The 11,642-nt window shown below is 68.2% G+C and carries 11 protein-coding genes; 7 read left to right on the top strand and 4 right to left on the bottom strand.

Going from position 1 to position 11,642, the window contains the following annotated elements; all coding sequences use genetic code 11:
* The first annotated feature begins 157 nt into the window (after positions 1–157).
* The 3 genes from RN02_RS34475 (at position 158) to sthA (ending at position 2,988) form a co-directional block, all read left to right on the top strand.
* A complete protein-coding gene (locus tag RN02_RS34475) occupies positions 158–283 on the top strand; it encodes a hypothetical protein (protein WP_257724420.1) in 126 nt (41 codons plus the stop codon).
* Between the two features lie 123 nt (positions 284–406).
* Positions 407–1,414, top strand: a complete 1,008-nt coding sequence (locus RN02_RS20025; protein ID WP_082033838.1) for an FAD:protein FMN transferase — start codon at positions 407–409, stop codon at positions 1,412–1,414.
* A 179-nt stretch (positions 1,415–1,593) separates the two neighbouring features.
* Positions 1,594–2,988: a Si-specific NAD(P)(+) transhydrogenase gene (sthA, locus tag RN02_RS20020; protein ID WP_043267287.1), complete on the top strand. Its 1,395-nt coding sequence runs from the start codon at positions 1,594–1,596 to the stop codon at positions 2,986–2,988.
* Positions 2,989–3,030: 42 nt separating this feature from the next.
* Here the strand turns inward: sthA and RN02_RS20015 are convergent, their stop codons facing one another.
* From RN02_RS20015 to RN02_RS20005, 3 genes are read right to left on the bottom strand one after another with little or no spacing between them, the layout of a single operon-like run.
* Positions 3,031–3,753 carry a glycerophosphodiester phosphodiesterase gene (locus RN02_RS20015; protein WP_043316180.1) on the bottom strand — a complete coding sequence of 241 codons (723 nt, stop codon included), beginning with the start codon at positions 3,751–3,753 and terminating at the stop codon, positions 3,031–3,033.
* Positions 3,750–4,067 carry a hypothetical protein gene (locus RN02_RS20010; protein WP_009621384.1) on the bottom strand — a complete coding sequence of 106 codons (318 nt, stop codon included), beginning with the start codon at positions 4,065–4,067 and terminating at the stop codon, positions 3,750–3,752. Before RN02_RS20010 ends, RN02_RS20015 begins: the two co-directional genes overlap by 4 nt.
* On the bottom strand, positions 4,064–4,642 hold the full coding sequence (locus tag RN02_RS20005; protein ID WP_043316179.1) for a PilZ domain-containing protein: 579 nt from the start codon (positions 4,640–4,642) through the stop codon (positions 4,064–4,066). The genes RN02_RS20010 and RN02_RS20005 overlap by 4 nt, the downstream gene beginning before the upstream one ends.
* Before the next feature lie 135 nt (positions 4,643–4,777).
* Here RN02_RS20005 and RN02_RS20000 point away from each other — a divergent pair, with 135 nt between their 5' ends.
* The 3 genes from RN02_RS20000 to RN02_RS19990 are packed head-to-tail and all read left to right on the top strand — an operon-like array spanning position 4,778 to position 7,974.
* The gene (locus tag RN02_RS20000) at positions 4,778–6,031 is read left to right on the top strand and encodes a lipoprotein-releasing ABC transporter permease subunit (protein WP_009621388.1); all 1,254 of its coding nucleotides are present in this window, start codon (positions 4,778–4,780) and stop codon (positions 6,029–6,031) included.
* A complete protein-coding gene (gene lolD, locus RN02_RS19995) occupies positions 6,024–6,707 on the top strand; it encodes a lipoprotein-releasing ABC transporter ATP-binding protein LolD (RefSeq protein ID WP_009621390.1) in 684 nt (227 codons plus the stop codon). The genes RN02_RS20000 and lolD overlap by 8 nt, the downstream gene beginning before the upstream one ends.
* Positions 6,708–6,723: 16 nt before the next feature.
* Positions 6,724–7,974: a lipoprotein-releasing ABC transporter permease subunit gene (locus tag RN02_RS19990; RefSeq protein ID WP_009621392.1), complete on the top strand. Its 1,251-nt coding sequence runs from the start codon at positions 6,724–6,726 to the stop codon at positions 7,972–7,974.
* Between the two features lie 748 nt (positions 7,975–8,722).
* Here RN02_RS19990 and RN02_RS19985 read toward each other — a convergent pair.
* Entirely contained in the window at positions 8,723–9,253 is a 531-nt protein-coding gene (locus tag RN02_RS19985; protein WP_043316177.1) for a DUF2062 domain-containing protein, read from the bottom strand.
* 136 nt (positions 9,254–9,389) lie between these two features.
* Between RN02_RS19985 and RN02_RS19980 the strand changes: the two genes are divergently transcribed.
* Positions 9,390–11,597: a DNA internalization-related competence protein ComEC/Rec2 gene (locus RN02_RS19980; protein ID WP_177331067.1), complete on the top strand. Its 2,208-nt coding sequence runs from the start codon at positions 9,390–9,392 to the stop codon at positions 11,595–11,597.
* The last annotated feature ends 45 nt before the right edge of the window (positions 11,598–11,642 follow it).

Genomic DNA, 11,642 nt, shown 5'->3' with positions numbered 1-11,642 from the left:
TGAACAGTGGAGGCCCCAGTCAAGCGATGGCGGCAGGCGAAGAACGTTAACGCCTAGCCACTCCTGAAATCAGCAAAACATCCCACGCCGATCGAGGCCCCTGCCTACGCGCAGGACGCCATCTCTGGCAGATAAATCCAGGGAAACGTTGATTGCCTTGATCGAACTGGACTACCCCGGGTGGAAGATGGTCGTCCAGCTTTCCGGCCTGAGCCAGGAGCGTATTTCCGATGAAACCACCCTGCTCAACGTCCGCCGCCTGCGGGTTCTTGTTTCTGTATGAGAGGGCTTTGGTCAATATGCTGACGTGGTCAACGAACCTTTACCGCCTGGGCAACAGTAAGCCCCGCCGTTTCCGGTAGAATGTGCGCCGCCCGTGCCGGGGCAGGGGAATGGAGGTGGCGCGTTGCGAGGCATCTGGCTGTGCTTGGGGCTGTTGGCGTTGGCCGGTTGCGGCGAGCGTGTCGAGCGCTTCGGCGGCCCGACCATGGGCAGCAGCTATTCCGTGCAGTACCTGCCGACGGCGCAGAGCCCCGCGCCGCAGCGCCTGCAGGCGGAGGTCGAGGGCATTCTCGGCGAACTCGACCGGCAGTTCTCCACCTACCGCGACGACTCCGAGGTCTCGCGCTTCAACGCCCTGCCGGCCGGCGCCTGCCAGGCCATGCCGACCGAGCTGGTGGAGCTGCTGCGCTACGGCAACGAGCTGTCCGAGGCCAGCGCCGGCGCCTTCGACCTCACCGTCGAGCCGCTGATGAACCTCTGGGGCTTCGGTCCGCAGTCCCGCGGTGAGCTGGTGCCGGCGCCCGAGGCGCTGGAGCGCGAGCGGGCACGCGTCGGCTACCGCCACCTGCGGGTGGACGGCAGCCTGGTGTGCAAGGACGTGGCGGCGCAGCTGGACTTCGACAGCATCGTCGCCGGCTACGCGGTGGACCGCGTCAGCCAGCGCCTGGCCGAGCTGGGCGTGAAGAATTACCTGGTGGAGATCACCGGCGAACTCAAGGCCGTGGGCCACAAGCCCGACGGCTCGCCCTGGCGGGTGGCGCTGGAGGTGCCCAGCGGCGAACGCGAGCGCAGCGTGGCGCGCTCGCTGGCGGTGGACGGCTACGGGGTCTCGACCTCGGGCGACTACCGCAACTATTTCGAGGAAGGTGGGCAGCGCTACTCGCACACCTTCGACGCGCGCACCGGCACGCCGGTGCGGCACAGGCTGGCGGCGGTGACCGTGGTCGACCGCTCGACGCTGCACGCCGACGGCTTGTCGACCCTGCTCATGGTGCTGGGCCCGGACGAGGGCTACCGCTACGCCGAGCAGCACGGGCTGGCCGCCTGGTTCGTCGTGCACCAGGGGCAGGGCTTCGCCATGCGCGCCAGTACGCGCTTCGCCGAGCTCTTCCCCGATCCGGCGCGGCCATGAAAGCCGCACCAAATGTAGTGATGGCAAAATTCGCCTACCGCACGACCAAGCGCTAATGTGCAGCAATTTGTCACGCGGCTAAGCTGCCAACATCGATTCGATCGCTCCCGGCGCCAGGCGTGCCGGGACTTTGCCGGAAGCGCCACAGGGGCGCCCCGGCCTGTTCTGAAGGAGTACGCATGGCTGTCTACAACTACGACGTGGTGATTCTCGGCACGGGCCCGGCGGGCGAGGGGGCGGCGATGAACGCCTCCAAGTACGGGCGCAAGCTGGCGGTGGTGGACAGCCGTCGCGTGGTCGGCGGCAACTGCACGCACCTGGGCACCATCCCGTCCAAGGCGCTGCGTCACTCGGTGAAGCAGATCATCGAGTTCAACACCAACCCGATGTTCCGCCAGATCGGCGAGCCGCGCTGGTTCTCCTTCCCCGACGTGCTGAAAAGCGCCGAGAAGGTGATCAACAAGCAGGTCTCCTCGCGCACCGGCTACTACGCGCGCAACCGCATCGACATGTTCAACGGCACCGCCAGCTTCGTCGATGAGCGCACCGTCGAGGTGGTCACTCCCAGCGGCGCCGTGGAGCGCCTGGTCGCCGACCAGTTCGTCATCGCCACCGGCTCGCGCCCCTACCGCCCGGCGGACATCAACTTCAACCACCCGCGGGTCTACGACAGCGACACCATCCTCTCGCTGAGCCACACCCCGCGCCGCCTGATCATCTACGGAGCCGGCGTTATCGGCTGCGAGTACGCCTCGATCTTCAGCGGCCTGGGCGTGATGGTCGACCTGATCGACACCCGCGACCAACTGCTGAGCTTCCTCGACGACGAAATCTCCGACGCCCTGAGCTACCACCTGCGCAACAACAACGTGCTGGTGCGCCACAACGAGGAGTACGAGCGCGTCGAGGGCCTGGACAACGGCGTGATCCTGCACCTGAAGTCGGGCAAGAAGATCAAGGCTGACGCCCTGCTGTGGTGCAACGGCCGTACCGGCAACACCGACCGCCTGGGCCTGGAGAACGTCGGCATCAAGGTCAACAGCCGCGGCCAGATCGAGGTGGACGAGAACTACCGCACCTCGGTGTCGAACATCTATGCCGCCGGCGACGTGATCGGCTGGCCGAGCCTGGCCAGCGCCGCCTACGACCAGGGCCGCTCGGCCGCCGGCAACATCGTCGAGCAGGACACCTGGCGCTTCGTCAACGACGTGCCCACCGGCATCTACACCATTCCGGAGATCAGCTCCATCGGCAAGAACGAGCACGAGCTGACCGCGGCGAAGATTCCCTACGAAGTGGGCAAGGCGTTCTTCAAGGGCATGGCCCGCGCGCAGATCTCCAACGAGCCGGTGGGCATGCTGAAGATCCTCTTCCACCGCGAGACCCTGGAAATCCTCGGTGTGCACTGTTTCGGCGACCAGGCTTCGGAGATCGTCCACATCGGCCAGGCGATCATGAACCAGCCGGGCGAGCTGAACACCCTGAAGTACTTCGTCAACACCACCTTCAACTACCCGACCATGGCCGAAGCCTACCGCGTAGCGGCATTCGACGGCCTCAACCGGCTTTTCTGAAATACCCCGACCGGCGGCCTGAGCCGGCCGGGGGCGACCCGCTCAGCGATTCCCGAGCGTGGCAGTGGCCAAACCGGGAAAGTCTGTAATCAGGCTGTCCACGCCGAAGTCGGCGAGCCGGCGCATCAGCGCCGGTTCGTTGACCGTCCACACCGACACGTGCAGCCCCTGCTTCTGCGCCTTGAGCAGCCGCTCGGGGGTGCACAGCGTCCAGTTCAGCGCCAATATCTCGCAGCCATAGTTCGCCGCCACCTTCAGCGGATCGAGCCAGGCGTATTCGGCCACCAGCCCGCGGGACAGGTCCGGCGTCAGCTGCTGCAGCGCGCGCAGCACGGTGCGTGAACTGGACGTGACGGTGATGCGCTCGCGCAGGCCGAAGCGCCCGACCAACTGGTGGATGGCCTGCACGGTGCGCGCCGCGCGCTCGCGCGAAGCGCTCTTCACTTCCAGCTGCCAATGCTCGAACTCGCAGCGCTCGAACAGCTCGGCCAGCCGCGGGATGGGGCAGGGGCGCACCCAGCCCGGGCCGCCCTGGCGCGCGTCGTAGGTGACCAGGTCCTCGGCCAGTTGCTCGGACACCTTGCCGCGGCGCCCGGTGGTGCGCTTGAGCGTCGGGTCGTGGATCACCATCAGTTCGCCGTCGCGGGACAGGTGCAGGTCCAGTTCGCAACGCGTCACGCCGTGTTCCAGGCAGCGCTGGAAGCTGGGCAGGGTGTTTTCCGGCGCTTCGCCTTTAGCGCCGCGATGGCCATAGATGAGAGTCACTGGGGCTCCTTGGGAGAGGGAAGGATCGGGTTCTGCGGGCGATGCGCGCGAACCGCGTCGACCACGTGATCGTATTCGAAATAGACGCTGAATTCGCGGTAGTCCCAGCGGGTGATCGGCGGGCTGCCCACGGCCGGGTGCTCCTCGTCGGGCAGGCCGAAGCGCTCCAGCACGGCGCGCCGGCTCTCGCCGCGGGCGGGCAGAGCGATGCTGGCGTCGCCCTGGGCGCCGACGGGGATTTCCAGGGTGTCGGCCGCGGCCGGCAGGGCCATGCCCAGGCACAGCAGCAGGAAGGGGATGTGCAGGGCCTTCATGGGTCGTCGCGGTCCTTCGCCTGGCGCCGTTCGGCCGCCTGTTTCTGCAGGATGTGCCGGGCCAGCAGCTGGCGCTGCGGCTCCTCGAGGTTCTCGAACAGGGTGCCGATCTCGTACTCGCCCAGCCCGCGTGACTCGCAGTGGGTGACCCGCGCGCGCAGGCTCAGGCCCAGGGCCTGGGGCAGCAGCACCAGCTTCAGCGCCAGCAACTGCCCGGGGTGGAAGGGCTCGGGGGCGATGAAGGCGATGCCGCCCTCGGAGAGGACCACCGGCTGCGCCGGGCCGACCTGCTCCAGCAGCCCGCGGGCGAGGGCGCCGGCCACCAGGTCCAGGCGCTTGTCGAGCAGCTTCAGGTAGCTGGCCAGGGGGCGGTCGCGCTCGGCGATCTGCCGCAGCAGGTGCTGCGCCTCCACTTCCAGCAGATGCAGGTCGCCGAGCAGGTTGAACAGCGGCGAATCATCCTGTAACGCTTGCGCCACCTGCTCCGCGTCCTCCGCAAGAGGGCGAAATTCCAGTGCGAGGTGATCCTCGATACGGTAGTATTCGCGGCGGTCATCCGCGTCTGGAGTGGACATGGCGAACCCACGGCGGCAGTGATGGTCTGAGTGTAAAGCCGCCCGCCGTAGCTCGCCACAACGGCCTCCGCAAACCCTTGCGCGGTAGCGGACGCCGGCCGGACCGACGCCCCAATCCCCTGACAACGGCCCCACATGTTCAGACCTCTTTCCGTCTATATCGGGACGCGCTACACCCGCGCCAAGCGCCGCAGCCACTTCGTTTCCTTCATCTCCCTGACTTCCATGATCGGCCTGGCGCTCGGCGTCATGGTGATGATCGTGGTGCTCTCGGTGATGAACGGCTTCGACCACGAGATGCGCACCCGGGTGCTGGGCATGGTGCCGCACGCCACCGTCGAGGCCTACCAGCCGATCGACGACTGGCGCGGCCTGGCCACGCAGATCAAGGCGCAGCACCCCAACGTGCTGGAAGTGGCGCCCTTCATCCAGATGCAGGGCCTGCTGAGCAACAACGGCGTGGTGCAGAAGATTCTCATCAACGCCGTGGACCCGGCCGAGGAAGGCAAGGTCTCGATCATCGGCGACTTCTTCAGGCAGGGCAGCCTGGCCAGCCTCAAGCCCGGCGAGTTCGGCATCATCATCGGCGACAAGGCCGCGGCCAACCTGGGGGTGAAGGTCGGCGACAAGGTCACCTTCGTCGCCCCCGAGGTCTCGGTGACCCCCGCCGGCATCTTCCCGCGCATGAAGCGCTTCACCGTGGCCGGCATCTTCCACGTCGGCGCCGGCGAGCTGGACGGCTACGTGGCCCTGGCCAACGTCGAGGACGCCGCGCGCATGCAGCGCTTCAAGGACGGCGAGGTCCAGGGCCTGCGCCTGAAGCTCGACGACCTGTTCCAGGCGCCGCGCACCGCCTGGGAAATTGCCCAGACGCTGAAGGGCAACGACTTCTACGCCCGCGACTGGACGCGCACCCACGGCAACCTCTACCAGGCCATCCAGATGGAGAAATCCATGATCGGCCTGTTGCTGCTGCTGATAGTCGCGGTGGCCGCCTTCAATATCATTTCCACGCTGGTGATGGTGGTCACCGACAAGAAGTCGGACATCGCCATCCTCCGCACCCTGGGCGCCACGCCGGGGCAGATCATGGCCATCTTCATGGTCCAGGGCAGCGTGATCGGCGTGATCGGCACCCTGATCGGCGGCGTGCTCGGCGTGCTCGCGGCGCTCAAGGTGAGCGACGCCATCGCCCTGCTGGAGAAGCTGATCGGCCACAAGTTCCTCAGCTCGGACGTCTACTTCATCGATTACCTGCCCTCGCAGCTGATGCGCGAGGACGTGATCCTGGTGTGCGCCGCCGCGCTGATCCTGAGTTTCTTCGCCACCCTGTATCCGGCCTGGCGTGCCGCGCGCACCCAGCCCGCGGAGGCCCTGCGTTATGAGTGACAAGACCGTCCTGAGCTGCCGCAACCTGCGCAAGAGCTACGAGGAGGGCCCGCAGTCGGTCGAGGTGCTGGTCGACGTGCAACTGGAGCTGTTCCCCGGCGAGCGCGTGGCCATCGTCGGTAGCTCCGGCTCCGGCAAGAGCACCCTGCTGAACATGCTCGGCGGCCTCGACATCCCCAGCAGCGGCAGCGTCTGGCTGGCCGGCGAGGAGCTGTCGGCGCTCAACGAGAAGCAGCGCGGCCTGCTGCGCAACCGCGCGCTGGGCTTCGTCTACCAGTTCCACCACCTGCTGCCGGAATTCACCGCCCTGGAGAACGTCTGCATGCCGCTGCTGATCGGCCGCATGCCGATTCCCGAGGCCCGCGAGCGCGCCGCCGCGCTGCTGGAGCGGGTGGGCCTGAAGCCGCGCTTGCAGCACAAGCCGTCGGAGCTGTCCGGCGGCGAGCGCCAGCGCGTGGCCATCGCCCGCGCCCTGGTCAACCAGCCGCAGCTGGTGCTGCTCGACGAACCCACCGGCAACCTCGACCAGCACACCGCGCATTCCATCCAGGAGCTGATGCTCGAACTGTCGCAGTCGCTGCAGACGGCCTTCCTGGTGGTAACCCACGACCCGCACCTGGCGCAGCAGATGGACCGCGTGCTGCGCCTGGAGGACGGCCGCCTGATCGCTGCCTGATCGAGCCGCAGACGCCATGTTCAGACCCTTATCGATCTTCGTCGGCACCCGCTACACCCGGGCCAAGAAGCGCAACCACTACATCTCCTTCATCTCCCTGACCTCGATGATCGGCCTGACCCTCGGGGTGCTGGCGATGATCGTGGTGCTCTCGGTGATGAACGGCTTCCAGAAGGAAATGCGCTCGCGCATCCTCGGCATGGTGCCCCACGCCGTGCTGCAGAACGCCGACGGCAAGCCGCTGGCCGACTGGCAGGCGGTGGCCGCCGAGGCCTCGAAGCAGCGCGAGGTGGTCGGCGCGGTGCCCTACACCGAGCTGGACGGCATGCTCTCGTTCAAGGGCATGATGCAGCCGATCGAGGTGGACGGCGTCGACCCGGCCCTGGAGCCGAAAGTCTCGATCATCGGCTCGCACATGGTCCAGGGCAGCCTGGACGCGCTGAAGTCCGGCGAGTCCGGGGTGGTGATCGGCCAAATCACCGCGCGGCGCTTCCGCGTCAACGTCGGCGACAGCCTGCTGCTGATCGTCCCCGAGTCCACCTCCGCCGCCGGCGGCGTGACGCCGCGCATGCAGCGGTTGAACGTGGTCGGGGTGTTCAAGGTCGGCGCCGAGCTGGACGGCACCCTGGCGCTGGTCCACGTCGACGACGCCGCGCACCTGCTGCGCTGGGAGCCGGGCCAGGTGCAGAGCGTGCGCATCGCCCTGAAGGACCTGTTCCAGGCGCCGGAAGTGGGCCAGCGCATCGCCGCCGACCTGGGCCCGGGCTTCCGTTCGGTGGACTGGACGCACACCCAGGGCAGCCTGTTCGGCGCCATGAAGATGGAGAAGACCATGATCGGTCTGCTGCTGCTGCTGATAGTCGCGGTGGCGGCCTTCAACATCATCGCCACGCTGATCATGGTGGTGGCCGACAAGCGCACCGACATCGCCATCCTCCGCACCCTGGGCGCCACGCCGGGGCAGATCATGACCATCTTCATGGTCCAGGGCACGGTGATCGGGGTGATCGGCACCCTGGTCGGCGGCACCCTGGGCGTGCTGGCGGCGTTCAACGTCACCGCCATCGTCTCGGCGATGGAGAAGGCCCTGGGCACCCATGTGTTCAGTTCCGACGTCTACTTCATCAACTACCTGCCCTCCGACGTGCAGGTAACGGACGTGCTGCTGGTGTGCTGCGCGGCCCTGCTGATGAGCTTCCTCGCCACGCTGTACCCGGCCTGGCGCGCCGCCAGGACGCAGCCGGCCGAAGCGCTGCGCTACGAATGAACGAAGCCGCCCCGAGGGGCGGCTTCTTCGTTCCGTGGGCGCTGTCTTGCCGACTGCGCCGATCTGCTTTTCGCAGGATGGGTTGAGCTTGCGAAACCCGTCGGGCCATGGTGATGGGTATCGCTTCGCTCAACCCATCCTACGGGAATGACGTGGGTGGGGCAGCGTAGGATCTCATCCGCGAACCGCGCCGATACCTCCGGCTATCGCGGACAAGGTCCGCTTACGGGGAGGAATGCCGTGCCACCCGGCGACCTGTAGGAGCGGGCCCTGCCCGCGAAATCGCGCGCAGGGCGCGCTCCTACAGGGGGATGGCGTGGGTGGGGCAGCGTAGGAGCGAATCTCATCCGCGAACCGCGCCGACACCTCCGGCTATCGCGGACAAGGTCCGCTCCTACGAGGGAATGCCATGCCTCCCGGCAAATTGTAATTGCTACCCGGCATTCTGTAGGAGCGGGCCCTGCCCGCGAAATCGCGCGCAGGGCGCGCTCCTACAGGGGATGGCGTGGGTGGGGCAGCGTAGGGGATCTCATCCGCGAATCGCGCCGGAATGTCCGGCTATCGCGGAAAAGTTCCGCTCCTACGGGGAGGAATCCCGTGCCACCCGGCGACCTGTAGGAGCGGGCCCTGCCCGCGATTTCGCGCGCAGGGCGCGCTCCTACGGGGGAATGGCATGGGTGGGGCAGCGTAGGAGCGGATCTCATCCGCGAACCGCGCCGATGCCCCCGGCTATCGCGGACAGGGGGGCTCACAACCCCTGCCGCAGATTGCGCAACGCCTGGCGCCGCCGCCAGCTGCGGCCTATCCACCAGCGCCAGTAGGCCTGGGTGGCCAGGTAGCCGAGCAGGCCCACCAGCAGCCCGCAGATGATCGAACCGAGCAGGAACGGCTGCCAGAGCAGCGACAGCTCGCCGCTGATCCATTCCCAGGTGAGGTTCTCCGGTAGCGTGCGCGCCGGCACGCCCATGACCCAGGCGCCCATCTTGTAGGTGCAATAGAACACCGGCGGCATGGTGATGGGGTTGGTCAGCCAGACCAGCCCCACCGAGATCGGCAGGTTGGCGCGCACCCACACCGCCAGCGTGGCGGCCAGCAGCATCTGCAGGGGAATGGGCACGAAGGCGGCGAACAGGCCCATGCCCATGGCGCGGGATACCGACCTTCGATTCAGGTGCCAGAGGTTGGGCGAGTGCAGCAGGGACCCGAAGCAGCGCAGGGACTTGTGGTTCCTGATCAGCTCGGGGTCCGGCATGTAGCGCTGGAAAAGTCGGCGCGGCATGGGGAAATCTCTGGCAGACGAACACCGGCCATTATGCCTAGCTAGATGACAGCTTCTGTTCACCAACTATGTCCATGTGTAACCGGGCGCGGTGCACCGGACTTCGCTGCCAGGGAGGCAACCCGTGCGCACAGGGATGATGGCGCTGGCCTGCGGCCTGTTGCTGCTGCGTTTCCTGCCCCAGCTGCCACCCTTGGCGGCCCTGCTGCCATTGGTCGGAATGGCGCTGCTGTGCCTGTATCGGCGACATCACGCGGTGGCGCTCTTCCTGCTCGGCTTCGCCTGGGCCTGCCTGTTCGCCCATGACTCGTGGGAGGGGCGCCTGGCTCCCGAGCTGGACGGGCGGACGCTGTGGCTGGAAGGGCAGGTTGCCGGCCTGCCGGCTAGCGCGGATGGCATCGTCCGCTTCGAGCTGGAGGACGTCCAGGCGCGCCTGGACCTGCCCGGGCGCATCCGCGTGTCCTGGTATGGCGGCCCGGAGGTGCGGGCCGGGGAGCGCTGGCGCCTGGCGGTCACCCTGCGCCGCCCCCATGGCCTGGCCAACGACTTCGGTTTCGACTATGAAGCCTGGCTGGCGGCCGACGGCATAGGCGCCACCGGCAGCGTCAAGGATGGCCGGCGCCTGGCCGAGGCCACGGGACCGATGGCTTGGCGCGAAGCCTGGAAGGACCGGCTGCTGGCGGTGGATGCCCGGGGACGCAACGCCTACCTGGTGGCCCTGGTCCTCGGCGACGGCAGCGGCCTGGGCCGGGACGACTGGGACATGCTGCAGGACACCGGCACCCTGCACCTGATGGTGATCTCCGGCTCGCACATCTCCCTGCTGGGCGGCTTGCTCTACGCCCTGGTGGCGGGTCTGGCGCGCCTGGGAGCCTGGCCGGCGCGCGTGCCCTGGCTGCCCTGCGCCTGTGCCGCCGCACTGGCTGGCGCCTGGGGCTATGGCTGGATCGCCGGGCTGCAGGTGCCGGCATTGCGCGCTTGCCTGATGCTCAGCATGGTGCTGCTGTGGCGCCTGCACTTTCGTCGCCAGGGCGTCTGGCTGCCGCTGCTCGGCGCTCTGCTGGTGGTGCTGCTGGTCGATCCATTGGTCAGCCTGACGCCCGGCTTCTGGCTGTCCTTCGCCGCCGTGGCGCTGCTCGTCTACGGCTTCGCCGGGCGCCTGGGGCGGGGGGCCGGCTGGCTGGCCTGGGGGCGCGCGCAGTGGCTCATGGCCCTCGGGCTGGCACCGGTGTTGCTGGCCCTGGGCCTGCCGCTGAGTCCCGCCGGCGCGCTGGCGAACCTGATCGCGGTGCCCTGTGTCGAGTTGCTGGTGGTGCCCCTGGCGCTGGTCGGCAGCCTGCTGCTGTGGCTGCCGGCGGTGGGCGAGGGGCTGCTATGGCTGGCCGGTGGCGTGCTCGACGTGCTGCTGGGCCTGCTCGGGCGCCTGTCGCTGTATTCCCCGGCCTGGCATCCCATGGCACCGCCGGCCTGGAGCATCGCCCTGGCCCTGTTCGGCGCGCTGCTGTGCCTGGCGCCGGCCGGGCTGCCGCTGCGCCCGCTGGGCCTGGCGTTGCTGTTGCCGATGTTCTGGCCGCATTCCACTACGCCGCCCCATGGCCATGCCGAAGTGCGGGTGCTGGACGTGGGCCAGGGGCTGTCCGTGCTGATCCGCACCCGCCAGCACACCTGGCTGTACGACGCCGGACCGCGCCGGGGCGATTTCGACCTCGGCGAGGTGGCGGTGCTGCCGACTCTTCGTGGCCTGGGCGTCGAACGCCTGGACGTGCTGCTGCTCAGCCATGCCGACAACGACCACGCCGGCGGCGCCCGCTCGGTGGCGGCGGCCGTGCCGGTAGCGCGGATCATCAGCGGCGAGCCCGGGCGTTTGCCGGACAGCCTGCCTGCCGGCCCCTGCGGCAACGAGGCATGGCAGCTGGACGGCGTGCGCTTCTCCACCTGGCAGTGGCCCGGCGCGACGGACAGCAACGGTCGCTCCTGCGTGCTGCACGTCGAGGCTGGCGGCGAGAGCCTGCTGCTCACCGGCGACCTGCCGGCCGCAGGCGAGGCCGCCTGGCTGGCCAGCCATCCTGGGCTTGGCGCCGACTGGCTGCTGGCCGGCCACCATGGCAGCCGCAGCGCCTCTTCCGCGGCCTTCGTCAGGCAACTGGCGCCCCGCGCGGCGCTGGTTTCCCGCTCGCGGCACAACGCCCATGGCCATCCGTCCAGCGAGGTGCTGCAACGCTTTGCCGAGCAGGGGACGAAGGTGCACGATGTGGCCCGGGAGGGCGCCCTGCGCCTGCTCCTGGGCCAGCGCGGAACGCTGCGCGGCGTGCGCGAAAATGCCGGATTCTGGAGGGAAAAATGAGAACGGCGACGGTCGGCGGGGCAGGGGCCCTGTGCTAGAGTGTCG

It is taken from the genome of Pseudomonas sp. PI1 (assembly GCF_000812405.1).
GTDB classification, from domain to species: Bacteria; Pseudomonadota; Gammaproteobacteria; order Pseudomonadales; family Pseudomonadaceae; genus Pseudomonas; species Pseudomonas citronellolis.
The sequence above is the reverse complement of the archived record's forward strand: the minus strand, read 5'-3'. Positions and strand labels throughout refer to the sequence as shown.

Excerpts from the sequence above, each read along its gene's own strand:
- sthA (WP_043267287.1), top strand. The coding sequence starts at position 1,594 with ATGGCTGTCTACAACTACGACGTGGTGATTCTCGGCACGGGCCCGGCG.
- RN02_RS20010 (WP_009621384.1), bottom strand. The coding sequence starts at position 4,067 with ATGAAGGCCCTGCACATCCCCTTCCTGCTGCTGTGCCTGGGCATGGCC.
- RN02_RS20005 (WP_043316179.1), bottom strand. The coding sequence starts at position 4,642 with ATGTCCACTCCAGACGCGGATGACCGCCGCGAATACTACCGTATCGAG.
- RN02_RS20000 (WP_009621388.1), top strand. The coding sequence starts at position 4,778 with ATGTTCAGACCTCTTTCCGTCTATATCGGGACGCGCTACACCCGCGCC.
- lolD (WP_009621390.1), top strand. The coding sequence starts at position 6,024 with ATGAGTGACAAGACCGTCCTGAGCTGCCGCAACCTGCGCAAGAGCTAC.
- RN02_RS19990 (WP_009621392.1), top strand. The coding sequence starts at position 6,724 with ATGTTCAGACCCTTATCGATCTTCGTCGGCACCCGCTACACCCGGGCC.
- RN02_RS19985 (WP_043316177.1), bottom strand. The coding sequence starts at position 9,253 with ATGCCGCGCCGACTTTTCCAGCGCTACATGCCGGACCCCGAGCTGATC.
- RN02_RS19980 (WP_177331067.1), top strand. The coding sequence starts at position 9,390 with ATGATGGCGCTGGCCTGCGGCCTGTTGCTGCTGCGTTTCCTGCCCCAG.